This window comes from Corynebacterium sp. TUM25015, assembly GCF_056393505.1.
On the sequence record NZ_CM150783.1, the window covers coordinates 1,490,085 to 1,513,730 of the forward strand.

Sequence of the window (23,646 nt, forward strand, 5' to 3'; positions counted from 1 at the left end):
CATGTCCACGCCGACATCCAATTCCAAGCGACGGCAAATCCCCGGCGCGGGGAAGCGCGCACAACGTAGCGCACAGGATCCACAGGCGCGCGAGAGCGTACAGCAGAAGGCTGATCGAGCGAATAGCAATGAGCGTGGCTTCGCGTCTTTGCAGCGCAAAGTCTCCGCACAGCTGGCCACTCCGCAGCTGAATTACAAGGTGCTAATGGTCGTTACCGCCTGTCTGACCGTTTTGGGTCTGATCATGGTGCTGTCGTCCTCGATGGTGACCTCTTATGCAAGCGGCGCGAGTGTGTTCGGCGAGTTCATCAAGCAGGCCATGGTTGTGGTGATCGGCCTGGTGGTGATGTGGTTTGCACTGCGCATGCGCCCGGAGACAGTGCGAAAGTACTCGCCGTCGTTGTTGGTGATCGCGATCTTGATGCTGATTGCCGTGCTTATCCCCGGCATCGGTGTTGGTGGTGACGAGGTCGGCTCGAATTCATGGATCCGCATTGGTCCCATCGGTGTGCAGCCCTCCGAGGTGGCCAAGCTGGCTCTAGCAGTGTGGGGAGCGGCGACTGTGAGCTACCGGGCACGCGCAACGCAGCGCTTGAACACCGGGCTGGGTGCCTTCATTGCTATTAGCGCGGTGATCATGCTGCTGGTGTTGTTCCAAAAGGACCTGGGAATGATGTTCTCCGTTGGCATCGTGGTCGCCGCCTTGATGTTCTTTGCAGGAGTTGATAAACGGGTCTTCTTCACCATGCTGGGTAGCGTTGCATTGCTCGGAGTATTCGCGATTTCCCGCAAGAGCTTCCGTGGTGCACGTATCACGACATGGAAGGATGCTCTGACCCTGAATTTCGGCGACACTACGACACAGGGTGCGGCCTACCAGTCTCACCAGGGAATCCTTTCCCTTTCCGACGGCGGGCTTTTCGGCGCCGGTTTGGGGCAGTCCCGTGCCAAGTGGTTTTATCTGCCTGAAGCGAAGAACGACTTCATTTTCGCCATCGTTGGTGAAGAATTGGGTCTGTTCGGCACGGTGATTGTAGTCATTCTGTTCGGAATGCTTGCGTTTTTCGGCACTCGTACGGCGTTGGCTCAGGCGGATCCTTTCCTCCGGCTATTGGCGGGCACGCTGACGATTGGTATTGCTGTGCAGGCGTTTTTCAACATGGGGTACGTCGTTGGCCTGCTGCCGGTGACCGGTATTCAATTGCCACTGATCTCCGCAGGTGGTTCCTCCGCGATCATCACTCTGCTTTCCATGGGGTTGCTGTGCAATTGTGCGCGCAATGAGCCGGAGACGATTTCTTCCATGCAGCACGAGGGACGCCCGCTGATCGACCGTATCCTTATGCTCCCGGAGCCCCGGGGGTATAAAGCCGGAGAACAGCGCCGTACAGAGCGTCGTGAGACGGCCTATAGCTATGGGGAACCAGTCACCCGTCAACGGGTTAGTGCAGGCCGCGGCAGCCAAGACGTGCGTCGGGAACGCGACCGGGTGGAGCGATCGATCCGCCGGGTCGGTGGGGAGTCCCGCTTGCGTGGCTACGATGGGGTACGAAGGCAGGATCTTCCCCCAACGGCTACTCCCAAACCAATGCCACGCAGCCGCAATCGGGCTGATAGTTCAGGGCAGGAGAGAGCCCGCAAGACCCGCAGAAATCTAGATAACCGACACAGGAGGCGCTAGCCCAGTGAACCCGAAGCCAGAAGCCGACCGGAAGCTATCAGTCGTCGTTGCCGGCGGCGGAACGGCAGGGCACATTGAGCCCGCCATGGCCGTGGCAGAAGCGGTGCGCGCTCAGCGCCCCGATGCACGCATTACGGCGCTGGGAACCAGCCGCGGTTTGGAAACCACGCTGGTGCCCGCTCGCGGCTTTGATTTGAAGCTGATTCCACCAGTGCCGGTGCCCCGCAAACTGAACAAGGATCTAGCCACCCTGCCGCTGCGCCTGCGTAAAGCTCTCAAGGAAACCAAGCAGATCCTGCGGGAAGTGGAAGCTGATGTGGTGATCGGGTTCGGCGGTTATGTGTCCGCACCGGCATATCTGGCTGCACGCGCCCTCAAGATTCCCTTCTTCGTCCACGAGGCGAATGCCCGTGCGGGCGTAGCCAACAAATTGGGAGTAAAGCTGGGCGGTACGGGTCTGGCAGCAGTCGAAGATTCCGGTCTGGAGGCCGAGGTCGTAGGCATCCCGGTGCGCGACGCAGTTCTGAAAATGGATCGCAAGGCTTTACGGGCAGAGGCTCGGGAGTTCTTCGGCGTGGATGCAGAAGCACCGCTGCTGCTAGTCACCGGCGGATCCCAGGGCGCACGCAGCATCAACGAGGCCGTTGTGAGCGCAGCGAAGACTCTGCAGGACGCGGGCATTGGCGTGCTTCACGCGTATGGCAAGAAAAATACGGTGGAGCTGCCCAAGGAGGTCCAGGCAGGAAAGCCACCTTATGTAGCCGTTCCCTATATCGAACGAATGGACTTGGCGCTGGCCGCCGCCGATGCCATCCTGTGCCGTTCCGGTGCTATGACTGTCGCCGAAGTATCCGCAGTGGGCCTTCCAGGCATCTACGTGCCTTTGCCACATGGCAATGGCGAACAAGAGCTCAACGTTCGTCCGATCACTCACGCTGGCGGTGGAGTAATCATCAAGGACGCCGAACTTACCGAACATCGCGTCGCCCAGGAAGTTATCCCATTGTTGCGCGATGAGACCCGTTGGCAGGCCGCCAGCCTTGCCACCCTCGCAGCAGGGCACCGCGACGCGGCACAGAAAATTGCACAGAAGATTATCGCTGCCGCCTACAAGCGTTAGCGTTCTGACGAAGCCACACTTTCCCCCTCCCTTCTTAGAAAGGCACCTTCTTCCACGATGAGCGAGCAGCCCCAAACCACGGATCTCACACGCGTACACATGGTGGGTATCGGCGGAGCCGGAATGTCCGGCATTGCCCGCATTCTGCTGGATCGCGGCTACCAGGTCAGCGGTTCTGACATGAAGGAGTCACGCAGCATTCTGGCGCTGCGTGCAGCCGGGGCACAGATCCAGGTGGAGCATTCAGCGGATAACCTGCGCCTCCTAGGCGACCTGCCGTCCGTTGTCGTCACTTCTTTCGCAGCAATCCCGCAGGACAATCCGGAGCTCGTTGCCGCTCGCGAGTCGGGTATCCCGGTGCTTCGTCGATCCGATGTTCTGGCACTGTTGTTGCAGGATAGGCGTGCATTCCTACTAGCGGGCACGCATGGAAAGACCTCAACTACATCGATGGCCGTAGCCGCCTTGCAGTCCGCGGGACAGGATCCTTCTTTTGCCATTGGTGGGCAGCTGAACCGTGCGGGCACAAACGCCCACCACGGCACGGGCGATATCTTCGTCGCCGAGGCGGATGAATCCGATGGCTCCTTCCTGTCCTACTCGCCAGAGGTGGCGGTCGTGACGAACATCGAACCCGATCACCTGGATTACTTCAAGACCGAACAGGCCTATCGCGAAGTCTTTGAAAAGTTCGCCCACCGCATTGTTGAAGGTGGTTACTTGGTGGCTTGCCTTGACGATCCGGGGTCGGCTGCGCTCGCGGAGGGTTTGGTAGCTGCTGCGGCCGATGGCATGGATCTGTCCTTTACCGTTGTGGGATATGGCACGGCCGAAGCTTGTGACGCCCACTCTTCCGTTACCCCAGCGGCCATTATCGAAGCCACGGAGGTGACTGCCGAAGGGACTGTCTCCACGCTGCGACTGACTGAGGCCACCCCGGCTGCCGGAGAATACTCCCTGCGCGTGGCCATCCCCGGTATTCACATGGTGCTCAATGCCACGGCGGCGGGGCTGGGCAGCGTGCTGTTGGGAGCGGATGTGGACAAGGTGTTTGCCGGTATCGCTGGCTTTGACGGTGTACGCCGTCGTTTCGAGTACCACGGCACTCGTCGTGAGGTTGAGGTCTACGATGATTACGCCCACCACCCGACTGAGGTGGCGGCCGTTTTGTCGGCTGCACGCCAGCGAGTGGAGGCTCGCGGCGGACGCATTGTGGCGGTTTTCCAGCCGCACTTGTTCTCCCGCACAATGAATTTCGCACAGGAGTTCGCCGACGCACTTTCTCTGGCTGATCAGGTGGTGCTGTTGGATATCTTCGGCGCTCGCGAGGAGCCCGTGGAGGGAGTCGATTCCCGCATCATCGGAGACAAGATCGACGCTTCCACCCAGTGGGTATTTGAACCTGATTTCTCCAGCGTGGCGGGCGTCGTTGCCGACCTAGCACAGCCTGGTGACATGGTTCTGACCATTGGTGCGGGAACCGTGACAATGCTGGCGGATGAGATTCTCCTGCAGCTGGACCGTGGTGATCGCGGGTGAGTAGGGCGTCCAGAACTACAAGCGATAGCGCAGCGCGCGCCAAGGGCAAGAAGTTCCTGAAGAAGAATGGGGCGCCGAAGAAGCGCGTGCAGAAGATTATCGCGGGGCTGGTGGCGCTTATCGTGCTGCTGGGCGTGTTGATGTATGCGGTGCCGATCCTTAAAGTGGCGCAGATCGACGTGCAGGGTACGACTCATGCGGACGTGGAAGCGATTCGCGAGGCCAGCACCATTAATGTTGGCGATAACATGCTGCGCCTGGACATGGCCAGCGCCGCTAAGGGAGTTTCCAGTGTGGCGTGGGTGGAAAAGGTGACGGTGAAGCGTTCCTGGCCTACGACAGTCACCGTCGAGGTGACTGAGCACAATGCCGTGGGCTATGTGATGGACGGCGACACGCCGCATGTCGTGGACGAGAACGGGCAGGTGTTCCTAACGGGTGTGAAGCCCGAGGGTGCTTTGGAGTTTAAGAAAACCAAGCCGGACGATGCCCGCGCGATCGATTCAGCGTCCAAGGTTCTCCAGACTTTGTCCCCAGAACTGCGGGGCAAGTTGGAGGGGATCGAGGCTGGTTCAGCAGATAGCATTCGCCTGTTTTTCCCTAATCAGGTGGTGTATTGGGGTTCGTCCGACAGGGCGGATGAGAAGGCTGAAGCGACCCGTATCGTGCTGGGGCGTAAGGGAAATTGGAACGTTTCCAACCCCGCGATGCCCACCGTGAAGTAGGGCTGAAACCCCAGCTTAAGCCTTAAGTTGAACTTTAAGGATACGACACGCCACCAAAAATGTGCGCCGCTAAATGCTTGACGGCTAGGAAGATGGACGCAACAGCAAACCGGCAAACCGCAAAGCACGAAAAATTCATTAGGAAGGCGGACAAGCACACATGACGAATCCTGGAAACCACCTCGCTGAGATCAAGGTGGTCGGCGTCGGCGGCGGCGGAGTAAACGCCGTCAACCGCATGATCGACGAGCAGCTGCAGGGCGTGGAGTTCATTGCGATCAACACCGACGCACAGGCATTGATGCTCACCGATGCGGATATCAAGCTGGATATCGGTCGAGAGGAGACCCGTGGCCTGGGCGCAGGTGCCAACCCGGAGGTGGGCCGCAAGTCTGCCGAGGATCACAAGGATCAGATCGAGGAGATCCTCGCCGGTGCCGACATGGTCTTCGTTACCGCCGGTGAGGGTGGCGGCACGGGTACGGGCGCTGCACCGGTCGTGGCCAATATTGCCAAGAAGCAGAATGCCCTGACTGTCGGTGTGGTTACCCGCCCCTTCGGCTTTGAAGGCCGTCGTCGCAGCAAGCAGGCAATGGAAGGCATCGAGGCCCTGCGCGAGGTATGCGATACCCTCATCGTCATCCCCAACGACTCCCTGCTAAAGATGTCCGAAGAGCAGCTGTCCATGATGGAGGCCTTCCGCAAGGCCGACGAGGTGTTGCTGAGCGGTGTTGAGGGCATCACCAAGCTGATCACCACCCCGGGTGTGATCAACGTGGACTTCGCCGACGTGCGTTCCGTTATGACCGACGCAGGCTCCGCGCTGATGGGCATCGGTACCGCCCGCGGCGAACAGCGCGCCGTGAAGGCTACCCAGGCTGCCATCAACTCTCCGCTGCTGGAAAGCACCATGGAAGGCGCCAAGGGCGTGCTGCTGTCCTTCGCCGGTGGTTCGGATCTGGGGCTCCTGGAGGTCTCCCAGGCCGCGGATCTGGTGGAAGAGAAGGCCGACGAGGACGTCAACCTGATTTTCGGTACCATCATCGACGATCAGCTGGGCGACGAGGTGCGTGTGACCGTCATTGCTACCGGCTTCGACGATTCTCCGTCTGCACCTTCTGCCAACCAGCGTGCCGGTGCACACCGTGCGTCCGAGAACGCTGACGCGGGCGCTGCCCAGCCGACGAATCTGTTCGGCGGTCAGGAAGCACCTCAGGCAGGCCAGAACTCCCAGTATGCAGTGCAGGGACAGCAGATCCCGGCACAGCAGGAACAGCAGGTTGATCCGGCTCAGCAGGCAGGCGCACAGTCTAGCTTCGCGCAGCGTCGTGGCACCATGCCGCAGCCGACGCAGCAGGCACAGCCTAACCAGGGCGGCGGCTTGTTCACTACTGCTTCCCAGCAGCCTCAGAATCCGACCAACGCGAATGTTGACCTGTCGGAGGAAGAGGACGACCTGGATCTGCCGGACTTCAACTAGAAGTTCGCATCCAGCAATCAGCGTGAGGAGCAGGAGCTTCCCATGAGCCCTAAGAACCACGACCAGCAGCAACCCCAGCCTAAGGTGCGGAAGGTCTTTACGGATCGCAATGGTGGCGTGTCCACCGGCGCCTATGGGTCCTTTAACCTCGGCGATCACGTAGGTGACGACCCTGCGGCTGTCGCCCAGAATCGTCAGCGTCTCGCCGATGTCCTGGGACTCGCCGTGGAACGACTGGTGTTCATGGAGCAAATCCATTCGCCGAACGTTACGGAGGTCACCGCCGACCACCTGACGCCCGGCACCTCCCCGATTATCGAAGCAACCGACGCTTTGATTACCACCCTGCGCGGGACTGCCCTGATCGTCCTTACAGCGGACTGCGTTCCGGTTTTGCTATCCGATGAGGACGCAGGCGTGGTCGCGGCGGTTCACGCTGGTCGCATGGGAGCTCGCAATGGGATCTTGAAGCGCGTGATCGCTCGCATGGAGGATCTCGGTGCTGTTCCCAGCAATATTCATGCGCTGCTCGGCGCTGCTGCAAGCGGCGAGAACTACGAGGTACCGAAGGCTATGGCAGCCGATGTGGAATCTAAACTTCCCGGTTCCGCCACAACTACTGCCAAAGGCACCAGCGGGCTAGACATTCGTGCTGGTCTAACCCGCCAACTGCTTTCCCTCGGGGTGCGTAGTATCGACGCCGACCCGCGCTGCACTATCGCTTCGGAAAACGCCGATCGTTTCTTCTCCTACCGCCGAGAGGGGACGACAGGCCGCCAAGCGGGCGTAGTGTGGATGCCATGACAGAGCAGCTGAGCGAAACTCACGAGCCGAGCGACCTGCCAGGTGGGGATGCAGAGCTCGGGCCGCGCGCCCGAGAGCTCGCCGAAAACCTGGCGCAGGTGCGTCGCCGCATCGCGGTCGCTGGGGGAGCGGATTTGCTGCCCATCACCAAGTTCCACCCTGCGGAGGACGTCCGACTGCTGGTACGTTTGGGCGTCACTGCTGTCGGCGAGAACCGCGAACAGGAAGCGCGCGATAAACACGCGCAATTGGCGGAGACAGGACTTCAGTTCCACATGGTGGGCCAGGTCCAGACCAAAAAGGCGAACTCCGTGGCACGATGGGCCGCAGCGGTGCATACCGTCGATTCATTGAAGCTGCTGCAGGCGCTCGACCGTGGCGCCGCGTTAGCCTTAGAACGAGGCGACCGCGAGTCTGCTCTGCCGGTTCTGTTGCAGTACAGTGCCGACGGAGATCCGCAGCGTGGCGGGGCAGTGGAAGCGGATATCGACGAGCTCGCCGACGCCGTCTCCGCGGCGGAGAATTTGGAGCTGCGCGGACTAATGACTGTGCCCCCGCTGGAGGCAGATCCGGCGACCGTGTTCGCCCGTGGACGGCAGCTCGTTGAGCGGATTTCCGACCGGGTGGTGGGTGCCCCAGTGTACTCCGCGGGGATGAGCGGTGACCTGGAGATCGCCATCGCGGAAGGCTCCACGCTGGTGCGTGTCGGTACGGATATTATGGGCGCGCGACCAGTACTTTAAACCAAGAAGTTAATAATTAAACACCCTCGAAAAACTAGCAACGGAAGGTTCCTCAAGAGCAATGGCAGACAACTTTATGGACAAGACCAAGCGCTTCTTCGGTTTTGATCCCGTGGAATCCTACGATGCCGATTACTACAGCGACGGCTACGGTTCCCGTGATCGTTCCGACCGTGCAGACCGTGCCGATCGCGATGTACACGAGCCTTCCTACCGCTCCCGTTCGGACCGCGATCACCGTGATCACTTGGATCGTGCGGAGCGTGGTGAGCGCGGTGATCGTTATAGCCGTTCCGAGTTCTCGGATCGCGAGGATCGTTACTCTTCTCGTGGCTCAAGCTTCGCTGATTCTGACGCCACCTTTGACTCCGGCTACTCCTCCTCTTACTCCGGCGCAGCCGCCGAGGAGAAGGATCCTTCGGCATTCGTGTCTTTCACCTTGAGCTCTTACACCCAGGCGGGCGAACTAGTGGAGAACCTGAAGGCACGTGAAGTTGTTGTCTTTTCCCTGAGCGGTATGGAAAAGGGCGAAGCTAAGCGTGTTCTGGATTTCGCTGCAGGCCTGAGCCGTGGCCTGGATGCTCAGCTGAAGAAGCTAAAGGGTGTGCGTAACTTCATCTTGCTGCCGAAGGGCGTGACCCTGGCCCAGGATCAGCTGGACGCCATCGCGGAGACCATCTAAGTTTTTAAGATCCTTTGGACAATCGTCGTTAGCCAGTAATAGCCCGCGTCGGAATGCATCGGCCGGGCTTTCATTGGTAGAAAGAGCTGTTGTAAGTGAACGAAATCCTGCTTGTGCTGCTGTGGCTGATTCGCCTGTATGTGCTGATCCTGATTCTGCGCATCATCATTGAGATGATTCAATCGTTCTCGCGTAATTGGCGACCACAGCGTTGGTTCACCATCGTGGCGGAACCCTTGTTTGTTCTTACCGACCCTCCGGTCAAGGCGTTGCGCAAGCTGATTCCTCCGATCCAACTTGGGGGAGTGGGATTGGATGTCTCCGTATTAGTTCTCTTCTTCGGACTTCAGCTGTTGAGCATGTTGCTGGGAGCGTTTATTCGCTAAGCCCTCAGTATGCCCTCAGTGCGAGTACAAACCCGCCAGATCTAACCCTGAATTGGGGGTGATGAGGGGAGTAAGCTAGCGGGTACAAAGCTCGCTAAAGTTCACTATTGAAGCTGCTTCCAGCAGTTTCTTTGGAGCCTAAAATTAAGGGGGTGGCTAATGGGGGAGGGATGGCGACAAATAATCACAAGACTGTTGTGAATAATCGTTCAAGACACTAATATTAAGGACATCTTCGCGGTACGTGAGTGAGGCTGCGGAGATGTCGTGTGTAGTGACGGAAACCGCTACTGGTTGGGAATGTGGGTCCTAGCCGGTGGCGGTTTTCCTTTTTCCGTCATCTGTTAGAACGCTCGCCACTGGCGAGTGTTACGCATTCTCCAAAAAAGGATAGAAGATCTTCTATGGGGGGTGCCTGTGGGGGTGGAGTGTAGCCTGTGATACAGATGTGGTGTTCGTAAATTAAAGTTATTCTAGGGCTAGGGGTCAATCTCTATCTGAAGTTGAGACTGTCCCGATGGAAACTGGTATGCTTTGTAGCTGTTTCATAAACCATCAATAGTTCATTACTGTTGCGAACGCCTTCTAGCACTTTGAGGCAATCCGAAAGGGAAAGGTACAACCTATGCCACTCACTCCGGCTGATGTGCACAACGTAGCTTTTAGCAAGCCGCCGATCGGCAAGCGTGGTTACAACGAGGACGAGGTCGACCAGTTCCTGGATCTCGTGGAGGACACTCTTGCGGAACTGCAGGATGAGAACTCCGACCTCAAGCTGAAGGTCGAGCAGCTGGAGTCTGGCTCTGCCAAGGGTGCCGGTGTTGCAGGTGCCGCGAGCGCCGTCGGAGCCGCAGGTGTCTCTAAGGTTGACGAGGCAGCACTGCGTCGCCAGATCGAGACCGAGCTGCGTGGCAAGTTCGAGTCCGAGTACTCCACCAAGCTGGAGCAGGCTCGTAAGGACGCCCGCGCAGAAGCTGCTGAAGCACAGGCTAAGCTGAGCAGCTCTCAGCCTCAGGGCGCGGATGCAGCACAGCCGAACGCTGCTGAGATCGAGAAGAAGATCAAGGCTGACTACGAAGCAAAGCTTAAGGCTGCCGAGGAGCGCGCTGCGCAGGCTGAGAAGCGCGCAGAAGAGGCAAAGAAACAGGCTCCGGCTCAGGCCGCCGCTGCAGTACCGGCTGGTGCAGCCTCCGGCGATGGCAAGTCCGGCGTCGCAACTGCCGAAACCCACATGCAGGCAGCTCGCGTTCTGTCCCTGGCACAGGAGATGGCAGACCGCCTGACCGGCGATGCTAAGGCCGAGTCTTCTAGCATGCTGGAAGAGGCTCGCGCTACTGCGAAGAAGACCATCGACGATGCGGACTTTAGCTCCAAGAACATCCTGGCAGATGCCCAGAAGCGCTCCGAGGCTCAGCTGTCCGACGCGAAGACCCGTTCCGAGAAGATGCTGGCCGACGCGGAGGAGAAGTCGAGCGCACAGCTGGCCGACGCCAAGCAGAAGTCCGAGGTTATGATCTCCGACGCCACCGCTCAGTCCCAGGCGCAGATCCGCTCCGCACAGGAGAAGGCAAATGCGCTGCAGGAAGACGCAGAACGCAAGCACACCGAGATCATGAACACGGTAAAGAAGCAGCAGGCTACCCTCGAGGCACGCATCGAGGAACTGCGTACCTACGAGCGCGAGTACCGTACCCGCCTGAAGACCTTCCTGGAGTCCCAGCTGGAAGAGCTCAACAGCCGCGGCACCGCTGCACCTGCCGGCTCCATCGAGGTAGAGGGTCAGAACAACTAGTAGCAACTAGTTTTCGTTGACCCCACTAGCCCTTTAAGCCCCAACGCAACCGCCAGGAGGATTTGGAACATGCTTTTCGCAGCCATCCTCCTGGCGGTTGTCGGGTTTATAGCGCTGGTGGTCAGCCTCGCGGTCGGGTCCACCACCTGGGCCTGGATCTGCGTGGCTGTAGCTGCGCTAGGCGTGGCTCTGTTCATTTACGACCTGATTCGCCACCACAAACGCTAAAACAAGCAAACTGAGACTTGAATCAAAGATCCCCACTTGCGCCGTGTAGGCTGGGATCCGTAACTGAATAGAAAGAAAACCACACGCAATGATCCGACCATCATCGGGGAGCGTTCCTGGAAGAACGGTGTTTTCACCTCACTTCGCTTAGGCGAGGAGGTAGGGATACTCATTAGAACCAGGCGGAGTCGCGGCACGTCACAGCCGTAAGAGAAGAAGTGGGCGGATTACGCCAATCAGGGTGGTACCGCGTTTTAGGCCTTTGTTGGCTCGAAGCGTCCCTGTTTCTATGACATGCTCGTCGGCAGCACCGCTGTGGGCGTCATTAAGAAAAACAGAACAGAAATAGGAACCACCATGAGCGAAGCAACCCCAGCTGGCGGCGCCTACCCGCGCGTCGATATGTCCAACGGCGGCTCGACTGCCTTTCCTGCTCTCGAGGAGAACGTTCTCGAGTACTGGGCCAAGGACGGCACGTTTAATGAATCCGTTTCCGCCCGCGAAGGCAATGAAGAATACGTTTTCTACGATGGCCCGCCCTTTGCCAATGGTCTACCGCACTACGGGCACCTTCTTACCGGCTACGTCAAGGACATCGTGCCGCGCTACCAGACCATGCAGGGCAAGAAGGTCGCTCGCGTTTTCGGCTGGGATTGCCACGGCCTGCCCGCCGAATTGGAGGCGGAAAAGCAGCTAGGCATCAAGGATCGCGCTGGCATCGAAGAGATGGGCATGCGCTCCTTCAACGAGTACTGTGCATCGTCCGTACTGCGTTACACGGATGAATGGAAGGAATACGTCACTCGCCAGGCTCGCTGGGTGGACTTCGACAACGGCTACAAAACGATGGATCCGGGCTTTATGGAATCCGTCATGTGGGCCTTTAAGAACCTCTACGACAAAGGCTTGATCTACCAGGGCTTCCGCGTGCTGCCGTACTCCTGGGCTGAGCACACTCCGCTGTCCAATCAGGAAACCCGCCTAGATGATTCCTACAAGATGCGTCAGGATCCGACTCTGACCGTCACCATGCCGCTGACCGGTGCGAATGCCGGAACTGCTGCTGAAGCTACGCTGGCTGAGCACCCAGAGCTCTCCGACGCATCCGCCATCGCATGGACCACCACCCCGTGGACCCTTCCGTCGAACTCCGCGCTCGCTGTGAACCCTCAGGTTACCTATGCCCTGGTCAAGGTAGGAGAGAAGGGAACCGAGGGCTTCGCTGGCCAGAAACTGGTCCTGGCGGAGGCCCTGCTGGGTGCCTACAGCAAGGAGCTAGGCGAAGACCACGAGGTTCTGGCGACCTTCCCCGGCGAAAAGCTGGTTGGGTTCACCTACAGCCCAGTGTTCGACTACTTCAAGGATCTGCACAATGGCTTCCAGATCCTGAGCGCAGACTATGTCACCACTGAGGACGGAACCGGCGTGGTTCACCAGGCTCCTGCGTTCGGTGAAGACGATATGAACACCTGCCAGAAGGCAGATATCGAGCTGGTCATCCCGGTGGACATGGACGGCAAGTTCACCGCCCAAGTCCCTGACTATGAAGGCCAGCTGGTCTTTGACGCCAACAAGGACATCATTAAGGATCTGAAGGCCGCCGGCCGAGTGCTCCGCCACCAGACGATCGAGCACTCCTACCCGCACTCGTGGCGCTCCGGCGAGCCGTTGATCTACATGGCACTTCCGTCCTGGTTCGTTGAGGTCACGAAGTTCCGCGACCGCATGGTGGAACTGAACCACGAGCAGATCGAGTGGATGCCCTCCCACATTCGCGACGGCCAGTTCGGCAAGTGGCTGGAGGGCGCACGCGATTGGAACATCTCCCGCAACCGTTACTGGGGTGCACCGATTCCGGTGTGGGTCTCCGACTCCGAGGAGTACCCACGCATGGATGTATACGGCTCTTTGGAGGAATTGGAGCGTGACTTCGGCCGTAAGCCAGCCTCCCTGCACCGCCCGGATATTGACGAGCTAACCCGCCCGAACCCGGATGATCCGACGGGCAAGTCCACCATGCGCCGTGTACCGGAGGTACTGGACTGCTGGTTCGAGTCCGGTTCGATGCCCTTCGCACAGAAGCACTACCCGTTCGAGAACAAGGAGTGGTTCGATAGCCATTCCCCGGCGGACTTTATCGTGGAGTACTCCGGACAGACCCGCGGCTGGTTCTACACCATGCACGTGCTGTCTACGGCACTGTTCGACCGGCCGGCGTTCAAGAAGGTCGTCGCACACGGCATCGTGCTGGGTGACGACGGGCTGAAGATGAGTAAGTCCAAGGGCAACTACCCGAACGTCAACGAGGTCTTTGATCGTGACGGTTCGGACGCTATGCGCTGGTTCCTGATGAGCTCGCCGATCCTGCGCGGCGGTAACCTGATCGTCACCGAGCAGGGCATCCGCGAGGGCGTGCGTCAGGCGATGCTGCCGATGTGGAACGCCTACTCCTTCCTGCGCCTCTATGCTTCCCAGCCGGCGCAGTACGATACCTCGTCCACCAACGTGTTGGATCGCTACATTCTGGCGAAGCTGCGTGACACGGTGCAGGGCGTGACCGACGCGCTGAACAACACGGACATTGCCACCGCTTGCGACGAGATTCGCTGGTTCTGTGACGCATTGACTAACTGGTATGTTCGCCGCTCCCGCGACCGCTTCTGGGCGGGCGACACCGTTCACCCCGAGGCCTTCAACACCCTCTACACCGTCTTGGAGACGCTGTGCCGCACTGCTGCACCGCTGCTGCCGATGACTACCGAGGTTATTTGGCGCGGCCTGACTGGCGAGCGTTCCGTACACCTTGCGGATTTCCCACAGGCCGATGCGTTGCCGGCTGATGCCGAGCTGGTAGCTGCAATGGATGCTGTTCGCGCCGTTAGCTCCGCTACGAGCTCCCTGCGTAAGGCACACAAGCTGCGTAACCGCCTGCCATTGCCCAAGCTGACCGTAGCGCTGCCCAATGCCAACGCGTTGGAGGACTTTACGCAGATCATCGCCGACGAGGTGAACGTCAAGCAGGTGGAGCTCACCGAGGACGTAGCGAAGGTCGGCAGCTTCGATGTTGTCGTGAACGCCCGTGTGGCTGGCCCACGCCTGGGCAAGGATGTCCAGCGTGTGATCAAGGCAGTGAAGTCCGGCAACTACACCGTCGACGATGCTGGTGTTGTCGCTGCGGATGGCATTGAGCTGCAGGATGGGGAGTTCACCCGCAAGCTCGTCGCCGCTGACCCGGAGCACACTGCTGAGGTTTCCGGCCACGACGGCTTGGTTGTTCTGGACACTCAGACCACACCGGAGCTGGAAGCCGAAGGCTGGGCCGCTGACCGCGTGCGCGGCGTGCAGGAAGCCCGCAAGGCTGCCGATCTGCAGGTAAGCGACCGGATCCACCTGACCCTTTCCGTGCCTGCAGACAAGGAAGAGTGGGCCCACACCCACACGGACACCATCGGCAAGGAGGTGCTGGCCACGGACGTGAAGATCGTCGTCGGCGAGCAGCTTAGCCACGACGTCGCCGACGGTTGCTCGGCTGACATCACGGTGGCGTCATAAAGAAATAGGCCCACAGGGTACGCACATGCGCTGGGTAGCTCACATCGACATGGACGCATTCTTTGCCTCCGTCGAGCAGCTCACCCGGCCCACTCTGCGCGGTCGTCCGGTACTCGTCGGCGGGCTGGGCGGGCGCGGGGTCGTGGCAGGCGCATCCTATGAAGCGCGAGCCTACGGCGCCCGCTCTGCAATGCCGATGGGTCAGGCCGTGCGCCTATGCAACCATCGCGCGGTGGTTGTGCTTCCACGCAAGGAGGTGTATACCACCGCCTCGCGACGCATTTTCCAAGTTATCCGTGCCCACGCCGGGGTAGTGGAGCAGCTCTCCGTGGACGAGGGCTTTGCCGAACCCCAGGGGCTTGGCAGTGTAGCCGAGGCCCGCGCGTGGGCGGAAAAACTACAGGCCAGGGTGGAGGAAGAAACCGGCCTGCCTGCGTCCGTCGGCATGGCGGCCACGAAGCTGGATGCAAAAATGGCCAGTGACCTAGCGAAACCCCATGGAGTATTTGTGGTGCCGCCAGAGCAACGCATGGAGATCTTCGCGAACCGACCTGTAGGCGACATATGGGGCATCGGCAAAGTTGCGCAGGGGAAGCTGCACACCATGGGGATCGAAACGATCGGCCAATTTGTAGTCGCCGACGTAGAGGATATTCGAGGTGCCTTAGGATCCGTCGGCGCAGAGATGCAACGCATGGCCGCCGGGGATGATCCGCGGCCCGTGGCACCCCGCGCGCCCGCCAAGCAGGTCAGCGCTGAAAGAACATTGCAGACCGATGCGCGAACTACTGCCGAAGCCATGCGCGTACTCCACGAGACCGCGCAAGCTATGCACCGCCGTTTGCTTAAAGACGGCCGTGCTGCCCGCACCGTGACGGTCAAGACCCGCACCACGGACTTCCAACTGCACACGAAGTCCGCCGGTTTGCCAGCGCCGACAGAGGACTTCGATAAAATCTTTGCCCTCGCCCAGCGTCTCATGCCGCGTCCGGAGGAAGCCGGTGCCTTTCGCCTCGTCGGAGTGAGCGTATCCGGACTTGTCGCCGATCGTCAGGAGCTACTCTTCCCCGAACTCGACGGTCCACCCCTACCTATTGTCGCTGATCAGCCTACTGATTCTGGTGTTGCTGCTTTTACTGATGACGCCATCACGGTTCATCCGGCCTGGCATGCCACCCAGGATGTATCGCACGTGGAGTACGGCCACGGATGGGTGCAGGGAGCCGGCAACGGGGTGGTTAGCGTGCGCTTCGAAACCGCTGCGACCGGGCCGGGGAAGACCCGCACCTTCCGCATCGACGATCCAGACCTTAGCCCTGCTGATCCGCTGGATAGTCTGGGGTGGGATCTCAGCGGCCTGATGGAGGAGTAGCAGCAAGCTCGTATAGGAGCTCGATACGTGCCTGGCTGGGTCGCAATGCGCCTCCACTTCGGAGGCCATCTCGCGCCAGCTGCGCTCCGCCGCCGGTGCCGCCATAAACGAAGGAAACCCCTCCCGTGGGCACGCGACTGCATACCACCACAGGCAGGTCGGCGCGGTTCAGCGCACGTCGACTGGCGCGCCAGGTCGTCAGCTCTTCAGCCACGGCGGTGGGAATATTGCCCGACCCCATTGCAGCCAACACCAGACCATCTACAGTGCCCTCTTTCCTATCCCGTTCGTGCAAGGCGCGGAGGAGCTGGCCGTCATCACCTGCGAAGGTAGTGATGATGGGCACGAACAGACCGGCAATCCGCGGAGGATTCGGTGCGTCGGAGGACTTAAAAGGACGTGATGCTGAATCCTGCGCCACGTTGGAATCCGCCAGGGCATTGCGGAAGGCGGTATCCGCAGTGGTGTGGGCCTTATAGGCCCCACGAGCGGCTACGATGGAGTCTCCAAAGACTATATGGACACCCGGATCGAGTTCCCCAGTGGCCAGTGCAGCTAACGCGCGGGAAAGGTTGGCCGGGCCGTCCGGTGTGGCGTCATCACCTGGGCGCTGAGCGCCCGTAAACACGACGGGGCACGGCAGTTGTAGTGCGCATGCAGCGGCGACGGCGGATTCCTCCATTGTGTCCGTGCCGTGCAGCACCACAATGCCGATTGGGGCAGGGGAGCAGAAGCTGTTGATGTGGCCGATGAGCTCATCGATTTGGGGGAGGGTGATCGAGCTGGAATCGATGCTCATGATGTCGTGTGCGACGGGCTCGACCCCCTGGGGAATATGAGCTTGACCAACGATATCCGAGCAGGCCAGCGACGGTACAAGATCGCCGTCAGGGGAGTGGGTGCAGCTGATGGTGCCACCGGTGCCGAGGATGGGAATCTGTGGACGATTTCGCGAGGCGCTGGAAGTCATGTGCCTAATGTACGCGACGCCTAGGCGTGCCTCATCGGGGGCGTTGATCAAGGGCTGTTAAAGCGAATGGAGTTGTGCAGGAATACTTGCATGATTAACATGCAAGTATTCCTGCACGATCCAAGGAGGTTCCATGTCCCCTCGCAAGTATCACCACCCAGAGACTGATGAAATCACCCTGGCCAGGGTGCTGGCCGCCTTGAGTGACCCCACGCGTCTCGAAATGATTCGTCGTCTGGCTGACGGGCGCGAGCACGATAGTCTCGAGCTTGCGGACGACCTGCCACGGTCGACACTGACGTACCACACCCGAATGTTGCGGGAGGCAGGGGTTACATGGACCAGAGGTGAAGGTCGCGCATGTCTAATCCGAATGAGGAGCGAGGACCTCGATCGCTTATTCCCCGGTCTTCTTTCTGCTGTAGTGGCCAATGCTGTCCCTGAGGAGGGACAGGCATGATGGGGCGGCTCTGGCCGTTTGTAATGGGCAGTGTTGCGCTCGGGCTAGACGCCTATGTCGTCGCGGGACTCCTTCCCCCTATCGCCGCATCTTTGGATGCGCGCGAGGCCACTGTCGGCCTGGGAGTAGCGGCATTCACAGGGGCATATGCGATAGCAGGACCTTTACTGGCCGGACATGCGGGGAGGCGGTCACGCCAGAGCCTAATTGTGTGCTTGCTGATCTTCACCGTGGCAAACCTGACCACGGCGCTCTCACCGTCTATTGCGTTTTTCCTAGCCACCCGAGTGGTGGCTGGCGCAGCTGCGGGCGTGTATTCACCGCTGTCATCCGCAGTTGCGGCGGAGATCGCAGGGGAAGCGCATCGCGGACGTGCATTGGCGCTAGTTCTTGCAGGTTTGGCGGTCGGTACCGTATTTGGCGTCCCAACCGGTCTGGCGTTAGCACAGCACTGGGGGTGGCGAGCCGCCGTACTTTTGATCGCAGCTATTGGTGGTGCCGCACTAGCGGGAACTGCTCTGCGCGGAACTGAGCTGCCAGCGATCCCCGCTTCGGGTGCCCGCGAGCGCCTGCGATCAATTGCTCGACCCAAGAACCTACTCACGGTCACCGTTACTCTGCTGACTGGTGTCGCTTCTTTGGGGCTTTACACGTACATGACCGTGATCTTGTCAGCGGGAAGCCTCGCGTCCCACCAGACTCTTGCGATCTGGGTGTGGGGCGTTGGGGGAGCGGTGGGAGCATTAGGTATTGGCCGACTTATGGACCGACGCGATCCGCTGCGCCTGAGCGTGCTCATTCTCGTGCTCCTCACCTGTGCGCTGCTTGGCACGACGCAAGGTCAGACCGCCTGGATCATGATCGCGAGCTTGTTTGTCTGGGGAATGTGCGGATGGGCATCGCTCGCGCCCCAGCAGCATATCTTGCTGCAGACGAACCCGACCGACGGTGCCACGGCTGTGGCTGCAAATGCTTCCGCTAACTACTTGGGATCCGGACTGGGGGCTATCTTCGGGTCGCTACTCGTTGCTGTACACGCGACGCCGACCGTTCTCTGTGCTTCCGCGGCGGGCGTAGCTTTGATGGCGTTAGTTTGTCAGATTGCTCGGCAACGCATGAACGCCACAGAATAGTTGTGAAGGCGAAGGTACAGGGATACTCTTCCAGCAAAATACACAACTGAGACTCCGATTCGCCCATGGGATGGGCCAATCCGTTGGTGCGCGTATCAAAATCAGGCAGAGCGCCGCGGTGAACTCAACGACTGGCTACGCTAGCGCAAGTCACACGAATAACATCTGCAACAGCATGGCTTGTATAGTCGACAATTAGTTCCCCTTTTATTTGAGGGTTGTACCGCTGACTACACACTTTTATCAGCGTCACATAGTCCATCCATGTCCAAACATGTCTAACCATGTCTATCCATTGAAGGAGCATTTTCGTGCGTTCTACCCTGCGCAACTCTCGCGGTAAAAAAGTCTTTGCTCGCGCAACGGCCATCTCTGCCGTCTTGGCCGCCGGGCTGACCCTGTCGGCTTGCGGCAATGACGACGATTCCTCCGACAAGGCCTCCTCGGCATCCAGCTCTCAAGCTTCCAGTGGCGCTGAGTCCTCCGGTGCAGCGCAGGATGAAACCCCGACCGTTCAGGAGCTGGCGGGCGTGCTGAACCGCGCGGTTGACCCGAACGTACCGACTGACCAAAAGGTGGACACGGTCGTCAACGGCGACAAAGCACCGGAACTTTTTGACGCCCTGACGAAGTCCCGCACCGAGTCCAATGCGACCCTCGAGGTGGTAGAGCCCGTGCTGCCGAGCCTGAACCCCGGCAACGTGAACGCCACCGTAAACCTCACCGTGCCCGGCCAGGAACCGCACGTCGTGAGCGACGTTGAGTTTGTCAACGAAGACGGAAAGTGGAAGCTGGACCAGGGCTGGGCCTGCACCCTGGTGGAAAACGTCCTGCCGGATCAGGTGCCGCCGATGTGTAAAGAGGTCTAAGTTAGCTGCAACCAGCTATAGCTAGACGCTTTTACTTTTTCGCCGGCTTCCACTCTGACTTCGACGTGGTGGTTTGCACCACGCGAGCCGGAGAGTCGTCACGGCCATAGGTGATCTCGGTCGTGACGTTGATATGACCCCGAGTGGGCAGCACCTTATTTAAGTCCAATGCAATCTGACCGGTGGACTTGGTGTTTGATTTCAGAACCTTTAGATCGGTCTGCGCAAGCGTGGATACCGCCGGGCGACGCTGCACATCGACCTTCAAAGTAACCGACTGCCCTTGGCGTTCCAGCAGGGTATAGGTGATGGTCTGCGACATGGAAATGTCGCCATCCACACGGTTGGAGACCGTCCACTTTGCGCCCACGCCCACTGGCTCGGCGGGGAAGATTAGCGGGTAGTCGTTCATCTGACTCAACGCTGATTCCACGCTGGCTCGAGCCGTCTGGCTCGCACCGTCGGGAGCAGTGTAGCTGCGAGAGGTCGTGCGACCATCGACCTCCTGTGCCGCGTGCATCTTAAAGCCCTCGGCGGTGGCGATGTCCTCGTTCTTTTTGTCATTCGTGCCGCTAGGGGCGCCCACGGTAACGTCCGTTTCGCGACCCTTGCCGTCCGTCGTCACCTCGGCCGACAAGGGCAGATCCATCGTGACCTCGTCGTATTCCAGTTCGGCGACATCCGGCTGCTCGTCGTGGGGCACCGTGGCGCTAGTATTCGGCTCCTTTTCGGAGCGGTTCTCAGATTCCTTTTTTGCCCCCAGCGTGTGCTGTGCGAAACCTTGGGTGGCTCGGAAAATGACCTCTTGGTTGCCCTCTTGTGAGAACCATGCAATTGGTTCCTGCGGTGTAGAACCACGGTTTTGCAGTTCTACCTTGACACCCGGCACGGCCACGTCAGCCGGTTTAGATTGCGGCTGCTCAGAGTCGGAGCATCCAACGGCCGCGAAGGCCAGGCCTATGGCGCTGCATATAGCCAGCGCGGACTTGCTAGAAATACCCACAAGTTCACAGCGTAACAGGCGGACATTAGACTGAATAAGCGTGACTTCGAAACGCGCATCTTTCGCAGCCTTGACCCTGATGTTCGGGATCATCGCCGTCGACCAGATCACCAAATGGGCGGTCGTCGAGAATCTCGAGCCACAGCGGGCATACCCCGTCCTTGGGGAGTTCTTTCGCCTCTACTTGGTGCGCAATCCTGGCGCTGCATTTTCCATGGGAACCAGCGCCACAATCGTCTTTTCATTCTTTCAACTGGCTGCCTTTATCGCTTGCATAATTTTGGCACTGCGCACCCGCTTCATGGCAGGAGCGCTACCCATTGGCCTGATCGGCGGCGGTGCGGCCGGCAACCTCATCGACCGTATCTTCCGGGAGCCTGGGGGAATGCACGGACACGTGGTGGACTTTCTGTCTTTCGGCAGCTTTGCCATCTTTAATATTGCCGACGCCGCCATCACCGTCGGCGTGGCGTGCTATCTGATCTATGCATTTTTTATCGAACCGGCGAATCATGTGAAATCCGAGCGCGAAGCAAAAGAAGGTAATGGCGCCGCAGGTAACCAGGATCCGGAGAGCGAGGAGGTGAGCCGATGACGCGGGAGAACCGAGTAATGCCCGTGCCCGATGGGCTGGCCGGCATGCGCGTGGATTCCGGCCTATCCAAACTCCTTGGGCTGAGCCGTACCGTGGTAGCGGAGCTCGCAGCTGACGGAGATATTCTGCAGGATCAGCAACCGGTGGGGAAGTCGGACCGGTTGGTGGCCGGGGCCTGGTTGGATGTCACCTTGCCAGCCCCTCCAAGGGATCTAGCTGCAGAGCCTGCCCGCCACGTTGAAGGCATGGAAATCCTCTATTCCGATGAGGACGTCATCGTGGTCGATAAGCCGGTGGGGGTGGCAGCGCACCCCACCGTCGGTTGGGAAGGCCCAACGGTAACTTCCGGTTTGGCCGCGGCGGGTTTTCGCATTTCCACCTCTGGACCACCGGAGCGCAAAGGAATTGTTCAACGCCTGGACGTCGGTACTTCCGGGGTAATGGTTGTCGCCGCCAGCGAGCGCGCTTACACCGTGTTGAAGAATGCCTTTCGCGATCGAGAAGTGTCCAAGACCTATCACGCTCTGGTACAGGGACACCCGGATCCAACGTCCGGCACCATTGATGCGCCGATCGGCCGTCACCCATCAGCCGGGTGGCGTTTCAGCGTGCGCGAGGATGGCAAGCATGCCATTACGCACTACGACACCCTGGAGGCGCACCGTCAGGCGAGCTTGCTGGAAGTAAAGCTGCAGACTGGGCGCACTCACCAGATCCGTGTTCACTTTTCCGCTTTGCACCATCCTCTGTGCGGCGACCCGATGTATGGCAGCGATCCGAAACTGTCCGAAAGACTGGGGCTTACTCGCCAGTGGCTCCACGCCGTGGAACTGGGATTTCCCCACCCGGATGGAACGTGGAAGACTGTGCGCTCGCCTTACCCACAGGATTTGCAGCAGGCCCTCGACCGGCTCCGCGATGCCAACGGCATCGCCTCGCCCACCAGCAGGGAGGGACAGCATTCGTGAGTGACCCGCAGCGGTATCGGGGGCGCAACCCCCAACAGCTGAAGGCGAATAAAAAGCGGCAGCGTCAGTTGGATTGGGAGGACACCCGCCGACCCGCCTGGGTGGCGTGGCTGTCCGGGGTATGTCTTATTGCGATGGGATGTGGCGTCATCGCCATGAGCACCTCCGACCTGACCTCCGCACCGCCGAATATCAACGGTGATCAACTCGGCCCCTTTGAAGGAACACCGGCGGGGTATCGGGACTTTGCGCACGGTCAGTTAGAACAGATGGCTGGTGATGAACCGCGTTGGGCGCTGGTTTCCCCCGACCCGCAGCACCCGTGGGATGCCCGGGAAGTAATCGAACTAGTGAAAGGCATCGATGCGCGGGTGAGTACCCTTTACTTCGGTGCAACTGCGCAGGCGGTTCTACCGGAACCTGCGGTGGGGCGCACCCGTGCCGATGTGATCAATCAAGCGATGTCACATATTGCCCGCGGTGCACAGACTCAGCCCGAGAAACTGCGTATCGATGGAGTGCTGGTACATGCCACGCCTGACCAGCTGCGCGAGCTGGCCACGCGTGCGTATGCCGTGGAACCCGCCGCACCGGACGCGGCGTATGGGCGCATTGGAATCCGACCTATGGGAGTGAGATAGATGATTTGGGGCCTGGCGGCCTACCTGATGTGGGGGTTGTTCCCCGCGTTCTTCCCTCTGCTACAACCGGCAAGCCCCACGGAGATTCTGGCGCACCGCTTTGTGTGGACGCTGGTGTTCATGCTTCTGCTGCTCGCCGCTGTGCGCGGACTGAAGCAAATGCGGACTATTACGGGCCGCCAGTGGGCGATCGTGACTGCGGCAGCACTGCTAATCAGCGTGAACTGGGGGCTGTACATCTATGCAGTGAACAATGACCACGTTGCCGATGCCGCCCTCGGGTACTTCATCAACCCGCTGGTCAGCGTGTTGTTGGGTGTGATCGTCCTGCGAGAGAGGCTACGCCGCCTGCAGCTGGTGTCCGTCGGCGTCGCGACCCTCGCCGTCGTCGTTCTTACCGTGGCGCTGGGTTCGCCGCCAATCATTTCTTTGGGATTGGCGTTTAGCTTCGGCTTCTATGGGCTTGTTAAAAAGCAGGTGAGGTTGACGCCCACACAGTCCCTTACCGCCGAGACTCTTGTCCTGGCGCCGGTAGGACTGATCTACTTGTGGTTCCTACAGTCCCAGGGCAGCAATACTTTCGTCCAATTCGGTGTCGGCCATGCACTGCTGCTAGTAACAGCCGGTGTAGTGACAGCCCTGCCTCTACTGTGCTTTGCCCGAGCCGCCCAGGAGCTATCGCTGACCAGCTTGGGAATGATTCAATACATCACTCCCGTGCTGCAGATGCTCTGGGCAGTGTTCGTCACCCACGAACACATCGCACCTGCCCGGTGGGTGGGTTTCATATTGATCTGGATAGCGGTGATTGTGTTCATCGTCGACCTGCTGCGCAACCGCCCGCCACGGGTACGGCGGGTAAAGAAACTCGGCGGGCAGTCGGCAGAGGCAGCGGACTAGCGC

Annotated in this window: 22 protein-coding genes; 20 read left to right on the forward strand and 2 right to left on the reverse strand. The window is 59.8% G+C overall.

The genetic code is table 11. The annotated features are described in order from the left end of the window. Position 1 precedes the first annotated feature (1 nt). The 13 genes from ftsW to AC06DS_RS06825 all read left to right on the forward strand — a co-directional run bounded on the left by ftsW (position 2) and on the right by AC06DS_RS06825 (position 16,104). Positions 2 to 1,681, forward strand: a complete 1,680-nt coding sequence (gene ftsW / locus AC06DS_RS06765) for a putative lipid II flippase FtsW (RefSeq protein WP_477100312.1) — start codon at positions 2 to 4, stop codon at positions 1,679 to 1,681. A 4-nt stretch (positions 1,682 to 1,685) separates the two neighbouring features. Further along, positions 1,686 to 2,801, forward strand: coding sequence for an undecaprenyldiphospho-muramoylpentapeptide beta-N-acetylglucosaminyltransferase (gene murG / locus AC06DS_RS06770; RefSeq protein ID WP_293791334.1), 1,116 nt, complete (start codon positions 1,686 to 1,688; stop codon positions 2,799 to 2,801). 57 nt (positions 2,802 to 2,858) lie between these two features. Next, complete coding sequence (gene murC, locus AC06DS_RS06775; RefSeq protein WP_293791333.1) at positions 2,859 to 4,340, forward strand: UDP-N-acetylmuramate--L-alanine ligase; 1,482 nt, start codon at positions 2,859 to 2,861, stop codon at positions 4,338 to 4,340. After that, positions 4,337 to 5,065, forward strand: coding sequence for a cell division protein FtsQ/DivIB (locus tag AC06DS_RS06780; RefSeq protein ID WP_477100313.1), 729 nt, complete (start codon positions 4,337 to 4,339; stop codon positions 5,063 to 5,065). Before murC ends, AC06DS_RS06780 begins: the two co-directional genes overlap by 4 nt. Positions 5,066 to 5,225: 160 nt before the next feature. Then, the gene (ftsZ, locus tag AC06DS_RS06785) at positions 5,226 to 6,545 is read left to right on the forward strand and encodes a cell division protein FtsZ (protein ID WP_477100314.1); all 1,320 of its coding nucleotides are present in this window, start codon (positions 5,226 to 5,228) and stop codon (positions 6,543 to 6,545) included. 42 nt (positions 6,546 to 6,587) lie between these two features. Next, on the forward strand, positions 6,588 to 7,349 hold the full coding sequence (gene pgeF / locus AC06DS_RS06790; protein WP_477100315.1) for a peptidoglycan editing factor PgeF: 762 nt from the start codon (positions 6,588 to 6,590) through the stop codon (positions 7,347 to 7,349). Continuing rightward, positions 7,346 to 8,092: a YggS family pyridoxal phosphate-dependent enzyme gene (locus AC06DS_RS06795; protein ID WP_293791329.1), complete on the forward strand. Its 747-nt coding sequence runs from the start codon at positions 7,346 to 7,348 to the stop codon at positions 8,090 to 8,092. The genes pgeF and AC06DS_RS06795 overlap by 4 nt, the downstream gene beginning before the upstream one ends. A gap of 61 nt (positions 8,093 to 8,153) precedes the next feature. Next, the gene (locus AC06DS_RS06800; protein WP_473963435.1) at positions 8,154 to 8,774 is read left to right on the forward strand and encodes a cell division protein SepF; all 621 of its coding nucleotides are present in this window, start codon (positions 8,154 to 8,156) and stop codon (positions 8,772 to 8,774) included. Between the two features lie 95 nt (positions 8,775 to 8,869). Beyond that, complete coding sequence (locus tag AC06DS_RS06805) at positions 8,870 to 9,160, forward strand: YggT family protein (RefSeq protein WP_293791327.1); 291 nt, start codon at positions 8,870 to 8,872, stop codon at positions 9,158 to 9,160. Positions 9,161 to 9,785: 625 nt separating this feature from the next. Then, positions 9,786 to 10,952 (forward strand): DivIVA domain-containing protein, encoded by a 1,167-nt coding sequence (locus AC06DS_RS06810; protein WP_477100316.1) that lies wholly within the window; start codon positions 9,786 to 9,788, stop codon positions 10,950 to 10,952. Between the two features lie 69 nt (positions 10,953 to 11,021). Then, complete coding sequence (locus tag AC06DS_RS06815) at positions 11,022 to 11,180, forward strand: hypothetical protein (protein WP_293791325.1); 159 nt, start codon at positions 11,022 to 11,024, stop codon at positions 11,178 to 11,180. Between the two features lie 357 nt (positions 11,181 to 11,537). Then, positions 11,538 to 14,732 carry an isoleucine--tRNA ligase gene (gene ileS / locus AC06DS_RS06820; RefSeq protein ID WP_477100317.1) on the forward strand — a complete coding sequence of 1,065 codons (3,195 nt, stop codon included), beginning with the start codon at positions 11,538 to 11,540 and terminating at the stop codon, positions 14,730 to 14,732. A gap of 25 nt (positions 14,733 to 14,757) precedes the next feature. Next, positions 14,758 to 16,104 carry a DNA polymerase IV gene (locus tag AC06DS_RS06825; RefSeq protein ID WP_477100318.1) on the forward strand — a complete coding sequence of 449 codons (1,347 nt, stop codon included), beginning with the start codon at positions 14,758 to 14,760 and terminating at the stop codon, positions 16,102 to 16,104. Here the strand turns inward: AC06DS_RS06825 and AC06DS_RS06830 are convergent. Next, on the reverse strand, positions 16,082 to 17,074 hold the full coding sequence (locus AC06DS_RS06830) for an asparaginase (RefSeq protein WP_477100319.1): 993 nt from the start codon (positions 17,072 to 17,074) through the stop codon (positions 16,082 to 16,084). The genes AC06DS_RS06825 and AC06DS_RS06830 overlap by 23 nt on opposite strands. 133 nt (positions 17,075 to 17,207) lie before the next feature. Here AC06DS_RS06830 and AC06DS_RS06835 point away from each other — a divergent pair, with 133 nt between their 5' ends. From AC06DS_RS06835 to AC06DS_RS06845, 3 genes are all read left to right on the forward strand, one after another. Further along, the gene (locus AC06DS_RS06835; protein ID WP_293791321.1) at positions 17,208 to 17,534 is read left to right on the forward strand and encodes an ArsR/SmtB family transcription factor; all 327 of its coding nucleotides are present in this window, start codon (positions 17,208 to 17,210) and stop codon (positions 17,532 to 17,534) included. Then, positions 17,531 to 18,667, forward strand: coding sequence for an MFS transporter (locus AC06DS_RS06840; RefSeq protein ID WP_477100320.1), 1,137 nt, complete (start codon positions 17,531 to 17,533; stop codon positions 18,665 to 18,667). The genes AC06DS_RS06835 and AC06DS_RS06840 overlap by 4 nt, the downstream gene beginning before the upstream one ends. A 311-nt stretch (positions 18,668 to 18,978) precedes the next feature. After that, complete coding sequence (locus tag AC06DS_RS06845) at positions 18,979 to 19,536, forward strand: WKL family lipoprotein (protein ID WP_293791319.1); 558 nt, start codon at positions 18,979 to 18,981, stop codon at positions 19,534 to 19,536. Between the two features lie 31 nt (positions 19,537 to 19,567). Here AC06DS_RS06845 and AC06DS_RS06850 read toward each other — a convergent pair whose 3' ends face one another. Further along, positions 19,568 to 20,539, reverse strand: a complete 972-nt coding sequence (locus AC06DS_RS06850; RefSeq protein ID WP_477100321.1) for a DUF6263 family protein — start codon at positions 20,537 to 20,539, stop codon at positions 19,568 to 19,570. 40 nt (positions 20,540 to 20,579) lie between these two features. Between AC06DS_RS06850 and lspA the strand changes: the two genes are divergently transcribed. Genes lspA through rarD form a run of 4 tightly spaced genes read left to right on the forward strand, consistent with a single transcriptional unit; the run spans position 20,580 to position 23,643 of the window. Continuing rightward, positions 20,580 to 21,134 carry a signal peptidase II gene (lspA, locus tag AC06DS_RS06855; protein ID WP_448308100.1) on the forward strand — a complete coding sequence of 185 codons (555 nt, stop codon included), beginning with the start codon at positions 20,580 to 20,582 and terminating at the stop codon, positions 21,132 to 21,134. Then, entirely contained in the window at positions 21,131 to 22,102 is a 972-nt protein-coding gene (locus tag AC06DS_RS06860) for an RluA family pseudouridine synthase (protein ID WP_448308099.1), read from the forward strand. Before lspA ends, AC06DS_RS06860 begins: the two co-directional genes overlap by 4 nt. Further along, positions 22,099 to 22,743, forward strand: coding sequence for a hypothetical protein (locus AC06DS_RS06865; RefSeq protein WP_477100322.1), 645 nt, complete (start codon positions 22,099 to 22,101; stop codon positions 22,741 to 22,743). The genes AC06DS_RS06860 and AC06DS_RS06865 overlap by 4 nt, the downstream gene beginning before the upstream one ends. Next, positions 22,744 to 23,643, forward strand: a complete 900-nt coding sequence (gene rarD / locus AC06DS_RS06870; protein ID WP_477100323.1) for an EamA family transporter RarD — start codon at positions 22,744 to 22,746, stop codon at positions 23,641 to 23,643. It begins immediately after the preceding gene. Positions 23,644 to 23,646 lie beyond the last annotated feature (3 nt).

Excerpts from the sequence above, each read along its gene's own strand:
- ftsW (WP_477100312.1), top strand. The coding sequence starts at position 2 with ATGTCCACGCCGACATCCAATTCCAAGCGACGGCAAATCCCCGGCGCG.
- murC (WP_293791333.1), top strand. The coding sequence starts at position 2,859 with ATGAGCGAGCAGCCCCAAACCACGGATCTCACACGCGTACACATGGTG.
- ftsZ (WP_477100314.1), top strand. The coding sequence starts at position 5,226 with ATGACGAATCCTGGAAACCACCTCGCTGAGATCAAGGTGGTCGGCGTC.
- pgeF (WP_477100315.1), top strand. The coding sequence starts at position 6,588 with ATGAGCCCTAAGAACCACGACCAGCAGCAACCCCAGCCTAAGGTGCGG.
- AC06DS_RS06795 (WP_293791329.1), top strand. The coding sequence starts at position 7,346 with ATGACAGAGCAGCTGAGCGAAACTCACGAGCCGAGCGACCTGCCAGGT.
- AC06DS_RS06800 (WP_473963435.1), top strand. The coding sequence starts at position 8,154 with ATGGCAGACAACTTTATGGACAAGACCAAGCGCTTCTTCGGTTTTGAT.
- AC06DS_RS06810 (WP_477100316.1), top strand. The coding sequence starts at position 9,786 with ATGCCACTCACTCCGGCTGATGTGCACAACGTAGCTTTTAGCAAGCCG.
- AC06DS_RS06815 (WP_293791325.1), top strand. The coding sequence starts at position 11,022 with ATGCTTTTCGCAGCCATCCTCCTGGCGGTTGTCGGGTTTATAGCGCTG.
- ileS (WP_477100317.1), top strand. The coding sequence starts at position 11,538 with ATGAGCGAAGCAACCCCAGCTGGCGGCGCCTACCCGCGCGTCGATATG.
- AC06DS_RS06825 (WP_477100318.1), top strand. The coding sequence starts at position 14,758 with ATGCGCTGGGTAGCTCACATCGACATGGACGCATTCTTTGCCTCCGTC.
- AC06DS_RS06830 (WP_477100319.1), bottom strand. The coding sequence starts at position 17,074 with ATGACTTCCAGCGCCTCGCGAAATCGTCCACAGATTCCCATCCTCGGC.
- AC06DS_RS06835 (WP_293791321.1), top strand. The coding sequence starts at position 17,208 with ATGTCCCCTCGCAAGTATCACCACCCAGAGACTGATGAAATCACCCTG.
- AC06DS_RS06840 (WP_477100320.1), top strand. The coding sequence starts at position 17,531 with ATGATGGGGCGGCTCTGGCCGTTTGTAATGGGCAGTGTTGCGCTCGGG.
- AC06DS_RS06860 (WP_448308099.1), top strand. The coding sequence starts at position 21,131 with ATGACGCGGGAGAACCGAGTAATGCCCGTGCCCGATGGGCTGGCCGGC.
- rarD (WP_477100323.1), top strand. The coding sequence starts at position 22,744 with ATGATTTGGGGCCTGGCGGCCTACCTGATGTGGGGGTTGTTCCCCGCG.